Source organism: Microbacterium sp. USHLN186, assembly GCF_037145155.1.
Classification (GTDB): Bacteria; Actinomycetota; Actinomycetes; order Actinomycetales; family Microbacteriaceae; genus Microbacterium.
In genome coordinates this window covers 708935-730100 of record NZ_JBBCYA010000002.1, presented here as the reverse complement: position 1 = coordinate 730100, position 21166 = coordinate 708935, and the positions used below count along the sequence as shown (strand labels likewise).

The 21166-nt window shown below is 69.9% G+C and carries 18 protein-coding genes, 1 tRNA gene and 1 pseudogene; 8 read left to right on the top strand and 12 right to left on the bottom strand.

Annotated features, from left to right (window positions below):
- Positions 1-258 (bottom strand): annotated as a pseudogene (locus WFG93_RS07545) (hypothetical protein); the annotation flags it as partial.
- Between the two features lie 276 nt (positions 259-534).
- Between WFG93_RS07545 and WFG93_RS07540 the strand changes: the two are divergent.
- Entirely contained in the window at positions 535-1212 is a 678-nt protein-coding gene (locus tag WFG93_RS07540; RefSeq protein WP_336645687.1) for a DsbA family oxidoreductase, read from the top strand.
- A gap of 34 nt (positions 1213-1246) precedes the next feature.
- Here the strand turns inward: WFG93_RS07540 and WFG93_RS07535 are convergent, their stop codons facing one another.
- Positions 1247-1750, bottom strand: a complete 504-nt coding sequence (locus WFG93_RS07535; protein ID WP_336645686.1) for a glutathione peroxidase — start codon at positions 1748-1750, stop codon at positions 1247-1249.
- A gap of 60 nt (positions 1751-1810) precedes the next feature.
- Here WFG93_RS07535 and dusB point away from each other — a divergent pair, with 60 nt between their 5' ends.
- The 5 genes from dusB (at position 1811) to WFG93_RS07510 (ending at position 7307) form a co-directional block, all read left to right on the top strand.
- Positions 1811-3064 carry a tRNA dihydrouridine synthase DusB gene (gene dusB / locus WFG93_RS07530; protein ID WP_336645685.1) on the top strand — a complete coding sequence of 418 codons (1254 nt, stop codon included), beginning with the start codon at positions 1811-1813 and terminating at the stop codon, positions 3062-3064.
- On the top strand, positions 3054-4487 hold the full coding sequence (locus tag WFG93_RS07525) for a deoxyguanosinetriphosphate triphosphohydrolase (RefSeq protein ID WP_336645684.1): 1434 nt from the start codon (positions 3054-3056) through the stop codon (positions 4485-4487). Before dusB ends, WFG93_RS07525 begins: the two co-directional genes overlap by 11 nt.
- A complete protein-coding gene (dnaG, locus tag WFG93_RS07520) occupies positions 4487-6337 on the top strand; it encodes a DNA primase (protein WP_336645683.1) in 1851 nt (616 codons plus the stop codon). The genes WFG93_RS07525 and dnaG overlap by 1 nt, the downstream gene beginning before the upstream one ends.
- Positions 6338-6372: 35 nt before the next feature.
- Positions 6373-7140, top strand: coding sequence for an ATP-binding cassette domain-containing protein (locus WFG93_RS07515; RefSeq protein WP_336645682.1), 768 nt, complete (start codon positions 6373-6375; stop codon positions 7138-7140).
- A gap of 94 nt (positions 7141-7234) precedes the next feature.
- Positions 7235-7307, top strand: a tRNA-Asn gene (locus tag WFG93_RS07510).
- Positions 7308-7399: 92 nt separating this feature from the next.
- On the opposite strand, the gene WFG93_RS07505 is transcribed toward WFG93_RS07510, so the two are convergent.
- From WFG93_RS07505 to def, 3 genes are all read right to left on the bottom strand, one after another.
- Positions 7400-8386, bottom strand: a complete 987-nt coding sequence (locus tag WFG93_RS07505) for a diaminopimelate dehydrogenase (protein ID WP_336645681.1) — start codon at positions 8384-8386, stop codon at positions 7400-7402.
- 20 nt (positions 8387-8406) lie between these two features.
- Positions 8407-8946 carry a septum formation family protein gene (locus tag WFG93_RS07500; RefSeq protein ID WP_336645680.1) on the bottom strand — a complete coding sequence of 180 codons (540 nt, stop codon included), beginning with the start codon at positions 8944-8946 and terminating at the stop codon, positions 8407-8409.
- 96 nt (positions 8947-9042) lie between these two features.
- The gene (gene def, locus WFG93_RS07495) at positions 9043-9609 is read right to left on the bottom strand and encodes a peptide deformylase (RefSeq protein WP_336645679.1); all 567 of its coding nucleotides are present in this window, start codon (positions 9607-9609) and stop codon (positions 9043-9045) included.
- A gap of 73 nt (positions 9610-9682) precedes the next feature.
- Between def and WFG93_RS07490 the strand changes: the two genes are divergently transcribed.
- Positions 9683-10606, top strand: coding sequence for a multidrug DMT transporter permease (locus WFG93_RS07490; protein ID WP_336645678.1), 924 nt, complete (start codon positions 9683-9685; stop codon positions 10604-10606).
- Here the strand turns inward: WFG93_RS07490 and pgl are convergent.
- The 6 genes from pgl to tkt are packed head-to-tail and all read right to left on the bottom strand — an operon-like array spanning position 10600 to position 18737.
- Entirely contained in the window at positions 10600-11379 is a 780-nt protein-coding gene (gene pgl, locus WFG93_RS07485) for a 6-phosphogluconolactonase (protein WP_336645677.1), read from the bottom strand. The genes WFG93_RS07490 and pgl overlap by 7 nt on opposite strands.
- A gap of 4 nt (positions 11380-11383) precedes the next feature.
- Positions 11384-12319 carry a glucose-6-phosphate dehydrogenase assembly protein OpcA gene (locus tag WFG93_RS07480; protein WP_336645676.1) on the bottom strand — a complete coding sequence of 312 codons (936 nt, stop codon included), beginning with the start codon at positions 12317-12319 and terminating at the stop codon, positions 11384-11386.
- The gene (zwf, locus tag WFG93_RS07475) at positions 12316-13863 is read right to left on the bottom strand and encodes a glucose-6-phosphate dehydrogenase (RefSeq protein WP_336645675.1); all 1548 of its coding nucleotides are present in this window, start codon (positions 13861-13863) and stop codon (positions 12316-12318) included. Before zwf ends, WFG93_RS07480 begins: the two co-directional genes overlap by 4 nt.
- A gap of 34 nt (positions 13864-13897) precedes the next feature.
- A complete protein-coding gene (locus WFG93_RS07470) occupies positions 13898-15502 on the bottom strand; it encodes a glucose-6-phosphate isomerase (protein WP_336645674.1) in 1605 nt (534 codons plus the stop codon).
- Entirely contained in the window at positions 15499-16611 is a 1113-nt protein-coding gene (gene tal, locus WFG93_RS07465) for a transaldolase (protein ID WP_336645673.1), read from the bottom strand. Before tal ends, WFG93_RS07470 begins: the two co-directional genes overlap by 4 nt.
- A 26-nt stretch (positions 16612-16637) precedes the next feature.
- Positions 16638-18737 carry a transketolase gene (gene tkt, locus WFG93_RS07460; RefSeq protein WP_336645672.1) on the bottom strand — a complete coding sequence of 700 codons (2100 nt, stop codon included), beginning with the start codon at positions 18735-18737 and terminating at the stop codon, positions 16638-16640.
- Positions 18738-18963: 226 nt separating this feature from the next.
- Here tkt and WFG93_RS07455 point away from each other — a divergent pair, with 226 nt between their 5' ends.
- Entirely contained in the window at positions 18964-19878 is a 915-nt protein-coding gene (locus WFG93_RS07455) for a heme o synthase (RefSeq protein WP_442928244.1), read from the top strand.
- Positions 19879-19897: 19 nt separating this feature from the next.
- On the opposite strand, the gene WFG93_RS07450 is transcribed toward WFG93_RS07455, so the two are convergent.
- A complete protein-coding gene (locus WFG93_RS07450; protein WP_336645671.1) occupies positions 19898-21016 on the bottom strand; it encodes a COX15/CtaA family protein in 1119 nt (372 codons plus the stop codon).
- Positions 21017-21166: the final 150 nt, after the last annotated feature.

The window sequence follows — 21166 nt, the reverse complement described above, 5'->3', positions numbered from 1 at the left end:
GGCGCGGGCGTGGGCGAACGCCTGCTCCACGCTGCCTTTCGCCATCCGTGCGGCGGCGGAGTACTCCGCCACCATCGACCGGCGGATCGTCTCACGATGCACCGGGGACGCCGCGACGTCGGCATCCATCACCTCGATCCGCGCCGCCAGCAGCGCCGCCGCACGCGCCTCGAGCCGATTGATCTCGGCCCGCACCCCCACCCACTCGTCCAGCAGCTCACGCTGCCGGGCGAACGGATCAACAGGTGCGGTGGCCATACCAAGAGACTAGAACGCACCTCCGACATTCACCCCGGCCGCGACAGCAGCGGAGCTATCCGCGCGCGAGCCAGCGCTCCGTCTGGCGCGGATGCGTGAAGCGCACGACGGTGAGATGCGGATGCCGCGCCTCGACGCCCGGCATCCGCTCGGTCCACTTGTGCAGCGTCCTGGCCTGCCACCGCAGGATGTTGTCCTCGGCGCTGCGGTCGAAGAAGTCGAGTGCTGACCTCCGGTTCGGGAATATGCTGCCCGGGGCATGCGGTTGTCCCTGATGTGAGCGAACCCATCTCGATCGACATCTGGTCCGACATCGCCTGCCCGTGGTGCTACATCGGCAAGCGCAATCTCGAGAAGGGGCTCGCGGCCACCGCCGACGACGCGGACGCGCCGCGGGTGAACATCACCTTCCACTCCTTCGAGCTCTCGCCCGACACGCCGGTCGACTTCGACGGCGACGAGATCGACTTCCTCGCCGGGCACAAGGGCATGCCCCGTGAGCAGGTGGAGCAGATGCTCGCGCAGGTGACCGCGGTCGCCGCCGACGCCGGACTCGAGTACCGCTTCGACCTGCTGCAGCACACGAACACCGTCAAGGCGCACGAGCTGCTGCATCACGCGAAGGACAGGGGGATGCAGCACGAGATGGAGGAGCGGCTGATGTCGGCCTACTTCACGGAGGGCCGGCACGTGGGCCGCATCGACGACCTCGTCGCACTGGCCGCGGAGGTGGGACTGGATGCCGGCGAGGCGCGCGCTGTGCTGGAGTCCGGCGCGCACCTCGACGCCGTTCGCGCCGATCAGGTGCAGGCCCGCGCCTACGGCATCAACGGCGTGCCGTTCTTCGTGATCGACGGCCAGTACGGCGTCAGCGGAGCGCAGCCGCCGGAGGCCTTCGAGAGCGTCATCCGCGATGTCTGGGCGCAGAAGAGCGCTGCGATCGCCGCGAGCTGATCGGCCTGAACACGCCTGGGGCCCGCGCGGCGGATCAGCGCTGCGCGGCGACCAGCGCGTTCTCGATCGCCGCCACGATCTCCGGCGAGTCGGGAGTCTGACGCGGACGGAACCGCTGCACGCTGCCGTCGGGGCCCACCAGGAACTTCTCGAAGTTCCACTCCACCCGACCGGCCTTGCCGGCGGCGTCCGGAGTCTCTTTCAACGTCTTGTAGAGGTCGTGTGCGCTGCGTCCGTTCACCTTGACCTTGTCGTTGATCGGGAAGGTGATGCCGTAGCTCGTCGAGCAGAACTCGAGGATCTTCTCGATCGAGCCCGGCTCCTGACCGAAGAACTGGTTGCAGGGGAAGCCGACGACGCTGAAGCCACGACCGCCGAAGCGCCGCTGCAGCTCCTCGAGCTGCGTGTACTGCGGAGTGAGCCCGCACTTCGAGGCGACGTTGACCACCAGCAGGACGTCGGCGCCGATGTCGTCGAGGGTCTTCTCGACACCCTCGGCGTCGGTGAACGGGATCTGTCGCAGGGTCGCATCGGCCATCTCCACAGCCTAGGCGCGCTGTGCCCGGCCCCGGCCGCAGTCTGGGAGAATGGAGAAGACATGACTATCGCCGCTGACTTCGCACTCGACACCATTCCGGCTCCGGCACTGCGCATCGGACCGATCGAGCTCGACGTGCCCGTCGTGCTCGCGCCCATGGCGGGCATCACCAACACCGCGTTCCGGCGTCTGTGCCGCGAATACGGGGCCGGTCTGTACGTCAGCGAGATGATCACCTCGCGCGCGCTCGTCGAGCGCAACGCCATCACGATGCGGCTCATCCAGCACCACGAGAGCGAGACCCCGCGCTCGATCCAGCTGTACGGCGTCGACCCCGCGACCATCGCGGAGGCCGTGCGGATCATCGTCGCCGAGGATCGCGCGGATCACATCGACCTGAACTTCGGCTGCCCGGTGCCCAAGGTCACCCGCAAGGGCGGCGGAGCAGCTCTGCCGTGGAAGATCGGCCTGTTCTCGGACATCGTGCAGCGTGCGGTGAAGGCCGCCGGCGACGTGCCGCTCACGGTGAAGATGCGCAAGGGCATCAACAAAGACCACCTCACCTTCCTCGATGCCGGTCGCGCGGCGGAGGATGCCGGCGCCGCCGCCGTGGCGCTGCACGCGCGCACCGCGTCGGAGTACTACTCGGGCCACGCGGACTGGAGCGCAATCGGCGAGCTGAAGCAGGCGGTGACCAGCATCCCGGTGCTCGGCAACGGCGACATCTGGTCGGCCGACGACGCGGCGCGCATGATGGCGGAGACCGGCTGCGACGGAGTCGTCGTGGGCCGCGGATGCCTGGGCCGGCCGTGGCTGTTCGGCGAACTGGCCGCGGCGCTCGGCCCTTCGACAGGCTCAGGGATCCATTCGACAGGCTCAGGGATCCATTCGACAGGCTCAGGGACCCATTCGACCGGCTCAGGAACCAGGTCCGCTCCCGTCGTCGACGCGACGCTCGGCTTCGTCAAGGACGCCTTCCGCCGGCACGCCGAGCTGCTCGTGGAGTTCTTCGAGGACGAGGACCGCGGATGCAAGGACATCCGCAAGCACGTCGCCTGGTACTTCAAGGGCTACCCGGTGGGCGGCGAGCTGCGCGCGGCGCTCGCGCGCGCATCCACTCTGCAGGAGATCGACGACCTGCTCGGCACCCTCGGCGACGCGCCGTACCCCGGCGCCGGCGCGGAGGGCCAGCGCGGCCGCGCCGGTTCGCCGAAGCGCACCGCTCTGCCCGAGGGTTGGCTGGACTCGCGTGAGATCGGCGAGGGCGTCGGCGACATGATGCGCGGGGCGGAGACCGAGAACGATGGCGGCTGATCCTTCGGCAAGCTCAGGAACCCAGAGTTCGGCAAGCTCAGGAACCCGGAGTTCGACAGGCTCGGGAACCCGGAGTTACGGGGAGCATGATGCCGAGCGCTTCTTCGCCGAGACCCACCGCTCCGAGCGCGACGACTTCTCCCGCGACCGCGCACGCGTGCTGCACTCCGCGGCACTGCGCAGGCTCGCAGCGAAGACTCAGGTGCTCAGCCCCGCCAGCACCGCCGACTTCGCCCGCAACCGGCTCACGCACTCCCTCGAGGTGGCGCAGGTCGGCCGCGAGCTCGCGAGCGCCCTGGGTGTGTCCGCCGACGTGGTCGACACCGCATGCCTGAGCCACGACCTCGGGCATCCGCCGTTCGGGCACAACGGCGAACGGGCACTGAACGAGTGGGCCGAGGACATCGGCGGCTTCGAAGGCAACGCCCAATCGCTGCGCATCCTCACCCGCCTCGAGGCGAAGGTGCTCGACGACGACGAGCACTCGGTCGGTCTCAACCTCACCCGTGCGAGCCTGGACGCCACGTGCAAGTACCCGTGGACGGTCGACGAGCCCGTGCCCGATCCCGGCGGCCGGCTGAAGTTCGGCGTGTACCCCGAGGACGAGCCGGTGTTCCGGTGGATGCGCGAGGGGGCGTCCGGCCGCGAGCGCTGCATCGAGGCTGAGATCATGGACCTCTCCGATGACATCGCCTACTCGGTGCACGACTTCGAGGATGCGATCGTGAACGGCTATGTCGACGTGGCGCAGCTGTCGGATCCGGTCGAGCATCACCCGCTCATCGGTCGCATCCAGCAGTGGGTCGGCTACGACTACACGCGCGACGAGCTCGCCGACGCGCTGTACCGGCTCACGCGGGAGACGATGTGGATGCGGTCGTTCGACCGCTCGCGTCGTGATCTCGCCCGGCTGAAGAACCTCACAAGCGACATGATCGGCCGCTTCGCGCGAGGTTCGGTGGCGGCGACCAGGGCCGCGTACCCGGGCGAGACGCTCGCGCGCTACAGCGCGCACGTCGTCATCCCACGCGAGGTCGAGACCGAGATCGCGGTGCTCAAGGGCATCATGGGGCAGGCCATCGTCACGATCGACGCCCGCAAGGGCGTGTATCAGGAGCAGCGACGGGTGCTGCACCGCCTCGCCGACGCGCTGTGGTCGACGGACGCGCTGTGGTCGGCCGGTGCGGACGTGCTCGAACCCGCGTTCTCCGCGGACTTCCTCGCCGCCGACAGCGACGCGCAGCGCGCACGCGTGGTGGTCGACCAGATCGCCAGCCTCACCGATCAGACCGCCGTCGACTGGCACAACCGGCTCGTGGGCGAGATCGACCCCGCCGAGGTCGGGATCTGGTCGCCTCGGCACGCGCGCCCCGGCATCCGCCGCCGCGCCGAATCCCGGGTGGTCATCGAAGGGGCGCTCTGATGCCGCGGATCCTGCAGGCCGACGTCGAAGAGGTCAAGACCCGCACGAACATCGCCGACATCGTCGGCGAGCGGGTGGCGCTCAAGTCCGCCGGCGTGGGATCCCTCAAGGGACTGTGCCCGTTCCACGACGAGAAGAGCCCCAGCTTCCACGTGCGCCCGCAGGTCGGGTACTACCACTGCTTCGGATGCGGTGCCTCGGGTGACGTGTACTCGTTCCTGCGCGAGATGGATCACGTCAGCTTCACGGAGGCCGTCGAGCGCCTCGCCGCCCGGGTCGGGTACTCGCTGCACTACGCGGACGGCGGTGCGGCGCCGGAGACCAGCGGGCGCAGCCGGCTGTATGCGGCCAACACCGCGGCGGGCGAGTACTTCCGCGCCCAGCTGCTGAGCGCGGAGGCGGAGAGCGCGCGGCGGTTCCTCGGCGAGCGGGGCTTCGATGCCGGGGCTGCAGCGCACTTCGGGGTCGGCTACGCGCCGCGAGGCTGGGACAACATGCTCAAGGCGCTCACCGCGAAGGGGTTCACGCGCGATGAGCTCACCGCCGCCGGGCTGGTCTCGGCCGGCCAGCGCGGCGTCTACGACCGGTTCCGCGGGCGGGTGGTCTGGCCCATCCGGGATGTCACCGGCCAGACCATCGGCTTCGGCGCGCGCAAGCTCTACGACGACGACCAGGGTCCGAAGTATCTGAACACCCCGGAGACGCCGATCTACAAGAAGGCGCAGGTGCTCTACGGCCTCGACCTCGCCAAGCGCGACATCAGCCGGGGAGACCCCCGGCGCGTGGTCGTCGTCGAGGGCTACACCGATGTGATGGCCTGCCACCTCGCCGGTGTCACCACCGCCATCGCGACCTGCGGCACCGCGTTCGGCGCCGATCACATCAAGGTGCTGCGCCGGGTGATGGGCGATGACTCGGCGGCGGGCGAGGTGGTGTTCACGTTCGACGGCGACGAGGCCGGCCAGAAGGCGGCACTGCGTGCCTTCAGCGAGGACTCCCGGTTCACCGCGCAGACGTTCGTCGCCGTCGCGCCCGACGGTCTGGACCCCTGCGACCTTCGACTGCAGCGCGGGGATGCTGCGGTGCGTGGCCTGATGGACGCCAAGGTGCCGATGTTCGAGTTCGCGATCGACCGCAAGCTCGCCGGCTTCGACCTGTCGACCGTCGAGGGGCAGGTTGGCGCGCTGCGCGCCGCAGCCCCCATCGTCGCCGAGATCCGCGACGAGCTGCTGCGCCCCGGATACGAGCGCGTGCTCGCCCGCCGGCTCGGCATGGATCCCACCGCCGTGCACCAGCGGGTCGTCCGGGCCGCGCGCGGGGAGCGGGAGCAGCCGGTGCTGCGCGCGCGCGAGACTGCGGATGCTGCGCCGCAGGGCGCCACCAGGGTGCGGCTGGCCGACCTGCCGCGCACGCCCGAGGTGGCACTCGAGCGCGACGCGCTGATGGGGGTGCTGCAGTACGGCCACCGCCTCGAGCAGGCGAGCCTCGCCCGCGCGCTGAGCGAGTCGTTCCGGCATCCCGCCCTCGACGCCGTCCGCGAGGCCGTGGCGGCTGCCGGCGATCGCACCCGGGTGGGCTGGGCGACGACGGCCGCGGATGCCGTGCGCGAGCCGTACCGCGCTCTCGCGGGCGAGCTGCTGATGATGCCGTTCCCCGCCCGCGATGAGGAGGGCGCCCTCGCATCCGCGGCGGATCTGTGCCGACGGCTGATCCTGCGCTCGATCGAGCGCGAGAAGCACGAGCTGCTGGGCGCGGTGCAGCGGGTGCCGGCGGACTCCGACGGCGGTCGCGCGCTGCGGATGCGGCTGCGCGATGTGGATGCCGAGCGCATGCGCTTCACCGAGTCCTGAGCACGAACCGCCTCGGAACGGGCAGGATGGTGGCTATGCCTGCCGACAGCGAGTTCGCGATCGACTGCCACGATCTGGTCATCGACCGGAGCGGGCACGGCGGAACGACGCGCGCCGTGGACGGCGTGACGTTCTCGCTGCGCCCCGGCGAGCTGTTGTGCATCGGCGGTGCGACGGGGTCGGGCAAGTCGACCCTGGTCACCGCGCTGGCCGGGATGGGCGATGCGTCCGTGAAGGTCGCCGGCGGTCGCGCGACGGTGTGCGGTGTGGACATCCGCCGGCCCGGACGCCGGCGGCGCAGCCTCACGGCGCTGACCGGTCACGTCGGCCAGGGTGCCGGCGCGTCGCTGCCACCCCGGCTGACGGTCGGTGAGGCGATCTCCGAGCCCATCACCTCGCGTGAGAAGAAGGTCAACACCAAGGCCCTGGCGATCCGCGTGGCGTCGCTGCTGGACGAGCTGCACCTGCCGCTCGGACTGGCCTCGAAGTTCCCGTACGAGCTGAGCGCCGGTATGCGCCAGCGTGTCGCGATCGCACGTGCGCTGATGCTCGAACCGCTCGTGCTCATCGCCGACGAGCCGCTCGCGAACCTCGACCTGGAGGTGCGGCCGGTGGTCTTCGACGCCATCACCCGTCGGCGCACCGAGCGGGCGATGGCGGCCCTGCTCGTCACGAACGACGCCGCGTTCATCCGCGAGCTCGACGCCGAGGCCCTGCTGCTGAAATCCGGCCATGTCGTCGCCCGAGGCAGGGGCGCGAACCTGATCTGGGCGCCGAACGCCGAGGCCGATGTGGCGCCCTGACCGCGCCACGCCCGGGCCGCGCCCGTGTTCAGCAGTGCTCGTCGAGTTTGCTAAGCTGGGGGAGTTGCCCGCGCAGCGGGGAACGACCGAATGATCCTCGGTAGCTCAATTGGCAGAGCAGCCGGCTGTTAACCGGCAGGTTCTTGGTTCGAGTCCAAGCCGGGGAGCTCTTCACGAGCGGCCCCGCCATCACGGCGGGGCCGCTCGGCGTCTCCGGCCCGGTGTCAGAGCGGCCGGCGTGTCAGAGCAGCTCGGCGTGTCAGAGCAGCTCGGCGCGCAGCTGCTCCGCCGACTTCGGCGAGAGCAGACCGGGGGCGATGTCGAACGGCGTCATCGCACCGTGGTGACCGGAAGCCGCCAGTCGCGCCGCGGCGCGGGCATACGCGACCAGGACGCTGGAGGTGAACTCCGGATTCGACTGCAGCGCGAGCTGGAACTGCATCGTCTGCGCCGCGTCCTCGGAGGTGGTGCCGCTGCGGATCACGAAGCCGCCGTGCGGCGCCCCGGCGTGCTCGCGCGCGAGCTCCTCGGCCAATACGAACCGCACGGTGGTGTCGTAGGGCTCGAAGTAGTCGGGCATGGTCACGATCGCCTCGCGCACAGCATCCGGATCGGCACCGTCGTCAAGCACGACGAAGCACTCCCTGGTGTGCTTCTCACGTGTGCTCAGCTGCGGCTGGTCGCCGGCGCGCACGCGCGCCACCGCCTCCTCCGACGGGATCGTGTACTGCACCCCGGCCGCGACGCCGGGCACGCGGCGGATCGCGTCGGAGTGGCCCTGACTGAGCCCTCGGCCCCAGAACGTGTACGTCTCGCCCTGCGGCAGGATCGCCTCGCCGTACAGCCGCTGCAGCGAGAACAGGCCCGGGTCCCAGCCGGTGGAGATCACGGCCGTGGTGCCGGCGCCGCGTGCGGCGGCGTCCACCGCAGCGAAGTGCTCGGGGATGCGCGCGTGGGTGTCGAAGCTGTCGACGACGCTGAAGCGGGATGCCAGCGCCGGCGTCTGCTCGGGCAGATCGCTCTTCGATCCGCCGCACAGGATGAGCACGTCGACCTGGTCGCCCTGCCCCTCCAGTGCGCTGAGCGGACGCACGGCGACATCGGCCTCGAGCGTGCGCACCGCAGCCGGGTCGCGACGCGTGAACACGCCGACAAGGCGCATGTCGGAGGTCAGCGCGAGCGCACGCTCGACTCCCCGTCCCAGGTTGCCGTAGCCGACGATGCCGACGCAGATCGGACCTGCCACGGTCTCCTCCCTCGCCACGGTCAGACCCCGGCGTCCTTCATCGATGTCTCCAGCCTCGATCCGTCCCCGGCATACAGCACGCACTGCACGACGCGGTCGTCGAGCTGCGTCCAGCCGTCCTCGGTGGGGGAGAAGTAGGCGAACTCCAGCATCGACTCCTCGTACGAGACGCCGACGTACCCCTCGAACGCGTCCCCGCACTGCTCGAACGCCTCGCGCTCGATCAATGCGGCCGGCGGATAGACGCCGTCCTTCATCTCGAACTCGTGGTACACCTCCTCGTCGTGCGGCTCGGTGCACGAAACGATCCTGGTGTCGCTGAGCTGGCCGCTGGAGATGTCGTCCTCGAGCTTGCAGTCGCCCACCTTCAGATCGAAGATGTCGGTGCTGTCCACACCCGCGGCCGTCGGGTCGGGGGAGGACTGCGGACGCTCGTCGTTCGATGCGCCGTCGATCGGGATGCTGAGGGCGGTGCAGCCGGTGAGCGGAAGGCCGATGAGAGCGGCGACCGCGACGGCGGCACCGGTCAGGCGCGCACGATTGCGGAGGATGCGGGGCATGGGTGACTCCTCGAGGAAGCGACAGGGAAGGCGGCCGACGGGCCGACTCTCAGCACCGTAGTGATCGCTCAGGACGGCGGCAAATCCGTTCCGCGTTCAGCCCTCGAGGTCGTCGACGCCCGGCATCCAGCTGTGCGAGCCGCGATTCCAGCCCCGCTTGCGCGCGATCTTCTGCACCGTCTTCCAGTCGCCTTCGTCGAGGCGATCGACGTACAGCACGCCGTCGAGATGATCGAACTCGTGCTGCATGATCCGCGCTCGCCAGCCGCCGACCTCGATGCGCACCTCGCGGCCGTCGAGGTCGATACCCGTCACGAGCACGCGGTCGGAGCGGCGCAGCGCGAAGCGCTCCCCTGGGAACGACAGGCATCCCTCGGACTCCTCATCCGGATCGGGAGCGCCCGGCTCGAGCGGCGCCATCCACAGCACCGGATTGATGACCTCGCCGCGCCACGGATTGTCGTCGTCGTCCACGTACGAGTACACGTAGATGCGCAGTCCGACCCCCACCTGCGGTGCGGCCAGTCCCACCCCGGGAGCGATGTCCATGGTCTCGTACATATCGGCGACCAGCGTGCGGATCTCATCGGTGATCTCGCTCACCTCGCTCGCCGGCGCGTGCAGAACAGGATCGCCCATGATGCGGATCGGAAGAACAGCCACGCCACAACCCTAACGGCAGCGGTCCTGCCGATAGGGTGAAACGGTGCAGCACGGCGTGGACTTGGCAGGGAACGTGAGCGATCAGCTCGTCGGGGTGTTCCAGAACCCGGCGCTGCTGCTCGGCATCCCGCTCGCCCTCGCCGGAGCCGTGTTCATGTCGCTGGGTGCGCAGTACCAGCACCGCGGGGTGGAGAAGGTCGAGAAGCTCAGCGGCACCCAGGGTGCCTCCGGGCTCAGTGCCGCGCAGATCCGGGGGCTGCTGACGCGGCCGTCCTGGATCATCGGCACGATCATGCTCGGCTTCGCGATCGCCTGTCAGCTCAGCGCGATCGCCATCGCACCGCTCATCGTCGTGCAGCCGCTCGGGGCGATCGCGCTCGTCGTCACGACGCTGCTGAACGCCCGGATCTCGGGTCACGCCCCCACCCGGCAGTCGCTGGTCGCGATCGGCGCGTGTCTGGGCGGCATCTTCCTGTTCGTGATCCTCGCCGCGCTCTACGCGACCGAGCGCCCCATCAGCAACGACGACCTGTTTACGATCCTGACCACCCTGCTGGTCGTGATCATCGCGCTCGGAGCGTGCTGGCTGATCCTGCGTCGCCGGATGCGGGCGCTGTTCTACGTCACCGGCGCCGGCATCCTGTACGGCTTCGTGGCCACCCTCGCCAAGGCGGTGATCAGCCGCATCCAGGCGGCGAACTTCGAGTGGCTCACCGTGGTGTGCGTGATCGCCCTCATCGCCGCTGCGGCGGTGGGCGCGTACTTCGTGCAGACCGCGTACAGCTCCGGCCCGCCGGATCTGGTCATCGCCGGTCTCACCGTCGTCGATCCCATCGTCGCCGTGCTCATCGGCGCGCTGGTGCTCGGCGAGGCAGCCGCGGCGCCCCTGCCCGTGGTGATCTTCTTCGTCATCGCCGGCATCATCGCCATCTGGGGCGTGTTCAGCCTGGCGCGCTACCACCCGCAGGTGCTGAGCGGCAGCCAGGCTGCTCAGTAGTCGCGATCGATGAGGTCGGGCGAGACCTCTGCGGCTGCCGCCTCATCCACGAAGAACACCGTGCGACGGCGGCCTTTCGCACCCGCGGCGGGCACGCTCGCGTAGCTGGCACCCGCCAGCGCCAGCCCCAGCGCGGAGGCCTTGTCGGCGCCGGTCAGCACCAGCCAGACCCGCTTGGACGAGTTCAGCACCGGGCGGGTCACGGTGACCCGCTCCGGCGGCGGCTTCGGGGAGTTGCGCACCGGCAGCGCCGCGGCATCCGTCACCGTCACCTCGGGGCGATCGGGGAAGAGCGATGCGATGTGCCCGTCGGGTCCGACACCGAGGAAGCAGACTGCGAACGTGGGCCACTCGCCGTGCACGCTCGCGAAGCGCGCCAACTCCGCGGCGTACGCCTGCGCCGCCTCGTCGAGGCTCACCCCGTCGCTGGGCGCGGCGACTTCGTGGATGTTCTCGGCCGGCACCGGGATGTGATCCAGCAGCGCGGTGCGCGACTGCAGCGAGTTGCGGTCCGGGTCGTCCCGCTCCACGAAGCGCTCATCGCCCCACCAGAAGTGCACGAGCGACCAGTCCAGCTCCGCCACGCGCGGATCGGCGGCGGCCGCGGCGAGCACTGCACCGCCCATCGACCCACCGGTCAGACAGACGTGCGCGATGCGGCCATTGCGCGTGCGGGCCTGCAGGCGGGTGAGAAAGCGGTCGGCGACACGCTGCGCGAGGGCGGCGGGCGTCGACTCGACGACGACGGTCTTCGTCGATCCCTGGACCTTCATCGGCTCACACTCTCTGCTCGGGCGGACCGAGGCGCGACCAGCCGTCGGTGATGACTCGACCATAGAGCAGATCGGCGTCGAGGCGGCGCAGCTCCTCGGCGAGGCACTCGCGCAGCGTGCGCCGCGGCAGGTGCAGCTCGTGGTCGGGCTGCCCGGGCTGAGTGAGCACCGCGACGGTCGGCGAGGGCCGCTCGAGGAGGATGTCGCCGCTGGCGCGGCTGAGCCGGACGGACTTGATGCCCTCCTGCCACTCCGAAGGGTCCTCGTACGACCAGGTGACGCGCACCTGCAGCGCCATCTGCAGCCAGGCGGCGAGAAGCGCAGTGGACGGCGATGCCGCCGCGCCGCGCACCTCAGCGGAGGTGACCTCCTCGAACGGCGGCTGGTCGAGCACCGCCGCGAGCTGCTCGCGCCAGTGGGTCAGCCGCGTCCAGGCGAGGTCGGTGTCGCCGGGGGCGTGCGTCTTGCCCAGCAGCGACAGCCGGTCGCGCACGTCCGGGGTCGTGGCGGCGTCGGTGATCCGCCGCTGCGCGATCCGCCCGAGGGGGGACTCCGCGGCATCCGTGGGCGCCTCGTCGGGCCACCAGACGACGACCGGCGCGTCGGGCAGCAGCAGTCCGGTGACCAGGCTCTCGGCATTGCTGGCCGCATCGCCGTACGCGCGCAGCACGACCACCTCGCTGGCGCCCGCGTCGCCGCCGACGCGGATCTGCGCGTCCAGGCGCGACTCGCCCTCGCCGGCGGTGAGCACGATGACCCGCATGGGATGCTCGCGCGAGGCGTCGTTGGCGGCTTCGATCGCCGCCTCGGCGACGCCCTTGCGGGCGGCGATGATCAGGGTGAGCACGCGGCCGAGGGCGACGGCGCCGCCCTCCTCGCGCACCTTGACCAGCTGCTTGCCCACCTGGCTGACGGTGGTGTCGGGGATGTCGATGATCACGGGCGCCTCCAGACTCGTCCGTCGCGTGCCAGCAGGTCGTCTGCCGACGAAGGGCCCCAGGAACCGGGGGCGTACTGCTCCGGGCGGGTGTTCAGCGAGGCCCAGTAGCGCTCCACGGGGTCGAGGATCTTCCAGGAGAGCTCGACCTCCTCATGGCGCGGGAACAGCGGCGGATCACCCAGCAGCACGTCGAGGATGAGCCGCTCGTAGGCCTCGGGGCTCGCCTCGGTGAAGGCGTGCCCGTAGCCGAAGTCCATCGTCACGTCGCGCACCTGGGTGCCGGCGCCGGGGACCTTCGAGCCGAAGCGGATCGTGACGCCCTCATTCGGCTGCACGCGGATCACCAGGGCGTTCTGCCCGAGCTCGGAGGTGTGCCCGCTGAGCAGGTGCTGCGGTGCCCGGTTGAACACCACGGCGATCTCGGTCACGCGGCGACCCAGGCGCTTGCCGGTGCGGAGGTAGAACGGCACCCCCGCCCAGCGCCGGTTGGCGATCTCGAGCTTGAGGGCGGCATAGGTCTCGGTGGTGGACTGCGGGTCCATGCCCTCCTCCTGCAGGAAGCCGTTGACCTTCTCGCCGCCCTGCCATCCGCCGGCGTACTGCCCGCGTGCAGCGGCGTGCGAGAGGTCCTCCGGCAGGCGCACGGCTTCGAGCACCTTCTCCTTCTCGGCGCGCAGGTGCTCGGCTGAGAGGCTGTTGGGCTCCTCCATGGCGGTGAGCGCGAGCAGCTGCAGCAGGTGGTTCTGGATCACGTCGCGCGCTGCGCCGATGCCGTCGTAGTAGCCCGCGCGGCCGCCTACGCCGATGTCCTCGGCCATGGTGATCTGCACGTGGTCGATGTGGTTGCGGTTCCAGATCGGCTCGTACAGCTCGTTCGCGAAGCGCAGCGCGAGGATGTTCTGCACCGTCTCCTTGCCGAGGTAGTGGTCGATGCGGAAGATCGAGTCGGCCGGGAACGCCACCTCGAGTGCGCTGTTGAGCGCGCGGGCCGACTCCAGGTCGTCGCCGAACGGCTTCTCGATCACCACGCGGCGCCAGCAGCTGTCGTCGTCGCTGTGCTCACCGACCAGGCCCGACTCCTTGAGCTGGCGGGCGACGGTCGGGAAGTCCTTCGGCGGGATCGAGAGGTAGAAGGCGTGATTGCCCATGGTGCCGCGCTCGACATCCAGCGTCTCGACCGTCTCGCGCAGACGTGTGAAGGAGTCGGGGTCGTCGAACGTGCCCTGCACGAAGCGGATGCCCTGCAGCAGCTGCTGCCAGGTCTCCTCGCGGAACTCCGTGCGCGAATGCTCCTTGACGGCGTCGTAGACGACCTGCGCGAAGTCCTGGTCCTCCCAGTCGCGTCGCGCGAAGCCGACCAGCGCGAATCCCGGCGGCAACAGGCCGCGGTTGGCCAGGTCGTAGACGGCCGGCATGAGCTTCTTGCGCGAGAGGTCGCCGGTCACGCCGAAGATCACCAGGGCGCTGGGCCCGGCGATGCGGTTCAGGCGGCGATCGTCGGGATCGCGCAGCGGATTGCGTCCGCGGGAGATGGGGACAGTCATCGGCGGGGGATATCTCCAAATCGTGGGGACGAAGTCACTGGGCGGCCTCGAAGAGGGCCAGTACATCGTCCACGGCGTCTGTGATGGTGAGGGTCACGACGGGGCGCCCGAGGCCCGAGAGCACGGCCGCATCGCCGGCCGCCTGCGCCTCGATCAGCTGACCGAAGGTGAACGGCCGACCGGGGATCTCGAGGTCGACGTCGGTGCGCTGGACGATCTGCAGGAACACACCCTGCGCCGGACCGCCCTTGTGGTACTGACCGGTCGAGTGCAGGAACCGCGGCCCCCACCCGAAGGTGGTCGGCCGTCCGCAGTCGGCGGCGACCATCTCGCGCAGGCCCTGCAGCTGGGTCATGTCGGTGCGATCGACGTACGCCTGGATCGCGACGTAGCCGTGCTCGCCCAGCCGCTCCCACAGGGCGTCCAGAACGCCTGCCAGCGAGCCGGATGCCGCGAGCGCGGGGTCGGAGGCGCGAACCTCGATGCCGCTCTGCACGAACGCCGGCGCGGATGGCGCCGGTCGGGCATCGAGCAGGCCGCGCGCAGCGGACTTCGCGTTCTCGACGTCGGGCTGATCGAAGGGGTTGATCCCCAGCAGCCGTCCGGCGATCGCGGTGGCGTACTCCCACAGCAGGAACTGCGCGCCCAGGGTGCCGCTCACGAGGATCTCACCGGGGTGGCGCTCGGTGAGGTGGAACTCGTCCGCGTCGTCGACCAGACGCACGATCTGCAGGTCCGCCGGGCGCGACTCCAGCTCGGGGGAGACGGGCAGCAGGACGACGGGCAGGATGCCGGCGCCGGCCTTGCCGGTGGATTCGGCGATCAGCTGCTCGATCCAGTCGGGAAGCCCGTCGATGTGCGTGCCGTCGCTGACCAGACCGAGCTTGTCGCGGCGAGGCTCGACCCCGGTGATCGCGGCGGCCAGCCGCAGCGCGGGGTTCTCCGCGGCATCCACGGCGAACTGCAGCAGCGACGCCTCGGCCTCGTCGAGCAGCTCGGCGATGTCCGCGCCGGCGAGGCCGGCGGGCACCAGCCCGAACGCCGTGAGCGCCGAGTAGCGTCCGCCGACGTTCGGATCGGCACTGAAGATGCGGTATCCGGCATCCCGAGCCGATGCCTCCAGCGGCGAGCCCGGGTCGGTGACCACCACGATCCGCTCGGCAGGGTCGATGCCGAGATCGCTGAAGGCGGCCTCGAAGGCGCGTCGGTGACTGTCGGTCTCGATCGTCGTGCCCGACTTCGACGACACCACCAGCACGGTACGGGCGAGGTCGTCGTCGAGGGCGCGCAGCACCTGCGCGGGCGCGGTGCTGTCGAGGATCGTCAGCGGGACGCCGGCCGTGTTCGCGATGACCTCGGGAGCGAGCGACGAGCCGCCCATCCCCGAGAGCACGACGCGATCGATGCCGCGCGCCCTAAGGTCGTCGCGCAGAGCGACGACCTCAGCGACGAGCGGGCGCGAGTTCGAGACGGCGTCCACCCAGCCGACGCGCACGGATGCGTCAGCCGAGGCATCCGCACCCCACAGGTCGCTGTCGGACGCGGTGACACGTGATGCGACGAGGTCGTCGACCAGCCCGGGCACGAGCCGCTCGACCGCAGCCTGCGCCGCCTGCGACACGTGCACCGAGACGGTCATCGTGCGGCTTCCAGGACCTCTGTGACACTGTCGAGCAGCCCGTGCCACGAGTCGATGAACTTGGCCACGCCCTCCTCTTCGAGCACTCGGGTGACGTCGTCGAAGTCGACACCGACGGACTTGAGACCGGCCATGACCTCATGCGACTGCGCGTAGGTAGAGGTGATGGTGTCGCCGGTGACCTCGCCGTGGTCGAAGGTCGCCTCCAGGGTCTTCTCGGGCATCGTGTTGACGACGCCAGGGGCCACGAGCTCCGTCACGTAGAGGGTGTCCGGCAGGGAGGGGTCTTTGGTGCCGGTGGACGCCCACAGCGGACGCTGCAGGTTGGCACCCAGGGCGATGAGGTCCTGCGCCCGCTTCTCGGCGAACTTCTTCTCGAAGAGTTCGTAGGCGAGGCGGGCGTTGGCGAGCCCCGCCTTGCTCTTCAGCGCCAGCGCCTCCTCCGTACCGATCTCCTCCAGACGCCGGTCGGTCTCGGTGTCGACGCGCGACACGAAGAACGAGGCGACCGAGTGGATGCTCGACAGATCGAAGTCGGCGGAGTGCGCGCGCTCGAGGCCCGTGAGGTAGGCGTCGATGACGTCGTTGTAGCGCTCCAGGCTGAAGATCAGAGTGACGTTCACGCTGATGCCGGTGGCGATCGCCTCGGTGATCGCGGGCAGGCCGGCCTTGGTCGCCGGGATCTTCACCAGCAGATTGGGGCGGTCGATCTTCTGCCACAGCTCCTTGGCCGACGCGACCGTGCCCTCGGTGTCGTGGGCGAGGTCAGGGGACACCTCGATCGAGACGCGTCCGTCGACGTGGTTCGTCGCCTCCCATACCGGGCGGAAGACGTCGAGGGCGTCCCGCACATCCTGGGTGGTGGCGGCAAAGATCGCCTCGGACGCGCTGGCACCCGCGACGGCGAGCTCGTGCGTCTGCTCGTCGTAGGAGGTGTCGTTCTCATCCATCAGCGCGGTGGCGAAGATCGTCGGATTTGTGGTCACGCCGACGACGTTGCGGGTGTCGATCAGCTCCTGCAGGTTGCCGGACTCGATGCGGGTGCGCGACAGGTCGTCGAGCCAGATGCTGACGCCCGCGTCTGCGAGCTTCTTGGTGGGGGTGCTCATGATCTCTTGCTCTCCTTCTGCAGTGCTCAGCGTGCGGCCGCGGCGAGGGTCTCGCGGGCGGCGTGCACGACGGCCTCGGCTGTGATGCCGAACTTCTCGAACAGCGTCTTGTAGTCGGCGGAGGCGCCGAAGTGGTCGATGCCGATGGAGCGACCACGGTCGCCGACGATGCCCCGCCAACTGGCGACCGAACCGGCCTCCACCGACACGCGTGCGGTGACCGATGCCGGCAGCACCGACTCGCGGTACGCCTCGTCCTGCTCGGCGAACCACTCCAGCGAGGGTGCCGACACCACGCGGGCGTTCACGCCCTCCGCGGCGAGCGTCTCGCGTGCGGCGACCGCCAGCTGGACCTCCGAGCCGGTGGCGATGAGGATCACGTCGGGGGTGCCGTCGGGCGCCTCGGCGAAGACGTACGCGCCCTTGACGGCGTGCGACGCGGCGGCGAAGGTGTCGCCGGATGCCGTGTCTTCCCCGCGCTCGAAGACCGGGACGTTCTGACGCGTCAGGGCGAGCCCCGCGGGGCTGGCGTGCCGGCGCAGCAGCTCGAGCCAGACCACGGCGGTCTCGTTCGCATCGGCCGGGCGCACCACGGTGAGGTTGGGGATCAGCCGCAGCGAGGCGAGCTGCTCGATGGGCTGGTGCGTGGGCCCGTCCTCGCCCAGCGCGACGGAGTCGTGGGTCCAGACGAAGATGCTCGGCACGTTCATCAGCGCCGCGAGACGCACGGCGGGACGCATGTAGTCGCTGAAGATGAGGAAGGTGCCGCCGAAGGCGCGGGTGGGTCCGTGCAGCACGATGCCGTTGATGATCGCCGCCATGGCGTGCTCGCGGATGCCGAAGTGCAGCACCCGTCCGTAGGGGTTGCCCTTCCACTCGTGCGTCGACCACTCGGTGGGGATGAACGAGGCGGCGTCCTTGATGGTGGTGAGGTTCGACTCGGCGAGGTCGGCGGAGCCGCCCCACAGCTCGGGCAGCTGGGCGGCGAGTGCGTTGATGACCTGCCCGGATGCGGCGCGGGTGGAGACGTCCTTGCCCGCCTCGAACACGGGCAGCGCGTCGAGGATGTCGTCGGGCAGCTCGTGCGCCTCCAGGCGGTCCAGCAGCGCCTTGCGCTCGGGGTTCGCCTCGGCCCAGGCGTCGAACGACTTCTGCCACGCGGCGCGGGTCTCCGCGGCGCGCTGACCGAGCTCGCGGGTGTGCGCGAGCACGTCGTCGTCGACGACGAAGTGCTTGTCGGGGTCGAAGCCCAGCACCTTCTTGGTCGCGGCCAGCTCGTCGGCACCCAGCGCGGATCCGTGCACCTTGCCGGTGTTCTGCTTGCCCGGCGAGGGCCAGCCGATGATGGTCTTCAGGATGATCAACGAGGGCCTGGTCTGTTCGCCCTGCGCGGCCGTGATCGCGTCGTTGAGCTCGGCGACGTCCTCGACGTACTGACCGGTCTTCTTCCAGTCCACCGTCTGGACGTGCCAGCCGTAGGCCTCGTAGCGCGCGGCGACGTCCTCGGTGAACGCCACGTCGGTGTCGTCCTCGATGGAGATCTGGTTGGAGTCGTAGATCGCGATGAGGTTGCCCAGCTGCTGGTGCCCGGCTAGCGAGGAGGCCTCGCTGGTGATGCCCTCCTGCAGGTCGCCGTCGCCCGCGATGACGTAGACGAAGTGATCGAACGGGCTGGTGCCCGCAGCGGCATCCGGATCGAACAGCCCGCGCTCGTACCGGGCGGCGTAGGCGAAGCCCACCGCCGAGGCCAGACCCTGACCGAGCGGACCGGTGGTGATCTCCACACCCTTGGTGTGGCCGTACTCGGGGTGTCCGGGGGTCTTCGAGCCCCACGTGCGCAGCGATTCGAGGTCCTCGAGCTCGAGTCCGAAGCCGCCGAGGTAGAGCTGGATGTACTGCGTGAGCGAGGAGTGCCCCACCGAGAGGATGAAGCGATCGCGGCCGAGCCAGTCGGTGTCGGCGGGGTCGTGGCGCATGACGCGCTGGTAGAGCAGGTACGCCGCCGGAGCGAGACTCATCGCCGTGCCGGGGTGACCGTTGCCGACCTTTTCGACGGCATCGGCCGCCAGCACCCGCACGGTGTCCACCGCACGTCGATCGATCTCATCCCAGTGAAGTTCTGCCACGGTCATACTCCTTCAGACGCTTGCGGAGGCTCCCGTATTCCAGCGCGCGCCACTTCGGCGGGGAAGGGGATTGCGCTCGAAGCGGGGTGTGTGAGTGGGTCTCAGCATACCGACCGCACCCGTCGCCGTATCGGCGTGTTGCGCGCCTGGCGGGAGGCCGTCGCGACACGCCCGGTGGCCTAGACTGGAGGGACGTCCGTCATGCCAGCACAAGGAGGGGATCGCGATCACGACGACATCGCCGACCGCCGGGACTCACCACTCGACCGGTCAGAAGATCCGCGGCTACATCGCCCTCACGAAGCCCCGTGTGCTGGAGCTGCTGCTCGTGTCGACCGTGCCGGTGATGTTCCTCGCGGCAGACGGCATGCCCGATCTGTGGCTCGTGCTCGCAACGGTCATCGGCGGCGCGATGAGCGCGTCGTCGGCGGCATCGTTCAACATGTACCTCGATCGCGACATCGACGTGCACATGAAGCGCACCGAGAACCGGCCGCTCGTGACGGGCGAGGTCTCGCCGCGCGGTGCGCTGGTCTTCTCATGGGCGCTGGCGGTGGCGTCCACCGTCTGGCTGGCGCTCACCACGAACTGGCTCACCGCCGGGCTCTCGGTCAGCGCGATCTTCTTCTACGTCGTGATCTACACGATGATCCTCAAGCGCCGCACCGAGCAGAACATCGTGTGGGGCGGGATCGCCGGATGCTTCCCGGTGCTGATCGGCTGGACGGCCGTCACCGAGTCGCTGGACTGGCCGCCGCTGGTGCTGTTCGTGCTCGTGTTCCTGTGGACGCCGCCGCACTACTGGCCCCTGTCGATGAAGTACAAGGACGACTACGACGACGTCGACGTGCCCATGCTCGGCGTCACGCGCTCGGCATCGCAGGTCGGACTGCAGGTCATCCTCTACGCGTGGGCGACGGTGGTCTGCTCGCTGCTGCTGGTGCCCGTCGCGCACATGGGCCTGGTGTACACCGTCTCCGCGATCGTGTTCGGCGGATGGTTCATCTACGAGTCGCACCGGCTCTACAACCGCGCCGTGCACGGCAGCGAGGCGCGTCCGATGCGGGTCTTCCACGCCTCGATCACCTACCTGACGCTGATCTTCCTGGCCGTCGCGGTCGACCCGCTGCTGCCCTTCTGATCCGCGCGCGGCGCGCGGCTCAGTCGGCGCGCGCGGGGATCGGTCGGCGCAGCTTCAGCACGATCACCGTGTAGGTGGCGCCGGCCAGCGCCGCGATCACCATGTGCGCGCCGACCAGCACCGGGGGCAGCCCCTCGCGCGCCTGCCAGACGCCGATGACGACCTGCACGCCGATCACGGCGATGAGCGCGAACAGCCATCCGCGGATCGGCAGGCGCAGGATCACGGCGCCGATCGTCAGGGCGATCACCAGGGCCGTCAGCGTGTAGCCCGGCCAGGAGTGCACGTGGGCCAGCACGGTCGCGTCGAAGCCGTTGCGGACGACATCGGCATCGCCGGAGTGCGGGCCGGAGGCCGTGGTCAGCACGCCGAACAGGATGGTGACCGCGACCGCGAGGCCGCTGACATGCGCCAGCACGGTGAACCACCGCGGGGCGACGCGCTCGCGCGCACCCGCGGGCTCACGCGAGCGCACGAGGTACGCCGCGGTCACGCAGACGAGCGTGAGCGAGGCCACGTAGTGGAAGCCGACGATGAAGGGGTTCAGACCGGTGAGCACGGTGATGCCGCCGACGAAGGCCTGAGCGATCACGCCGATCAGCACGATCCAGGCGAGCACGACCAGATCGCGCCGCGTGGGGATCGTCCGCGCCGACTGCACCGCGGCGACGATGACGACGGCCAGCAGCGCGGCGGAGAAGAACGGGAAGCCGGGCAGCCCGGAGACGGCGGCCACGGCGTAGGCGACGGCGCCCGCACCCAGTCCGGCCAGCGCGAACTTCAGCGCGGTCGTGAACGGCCGGCGCCCGCCCACCGCGTGCAGGGTGCTCAGCAGCACCACGATCGCCAGCAGACCGACGATGCCGGTGATGGTGCGGTTGCCGAACTCGATCACGCCGTGGAGGCCCTGCTCGGGCGTGGGCACGAGCGACTCCGGGGTGCACAGCGGCCACTCCGAGCAGCCCAGGCCCGACCCGGTCAAGCGCACCGCGCCGCCGGTGCCGATGATGACGACCTCGAAGATGAACGAGAGCCAGGCGAACACGCGCACGCGGCGATCGATCGAGGCGGGCAGCCAGCGCAGCCGCTCGGGCGTCTGCCTGCGCGCGATCATATCCGGTGCGGCGGTGTCGGTCATGGTGCCTCCGGTCCGTGGAGTCGACGGGTGGGCGCGGCCCGCCCGTCAGGCGGAACCTGTAGAATCGGGTGGTGGTGAAAGACGCGCACGTCGCGTCGTCCGTCACTGACAGTTTAGGCGCGTGTCGCGTGCCGAAGATGAGGGCCCATG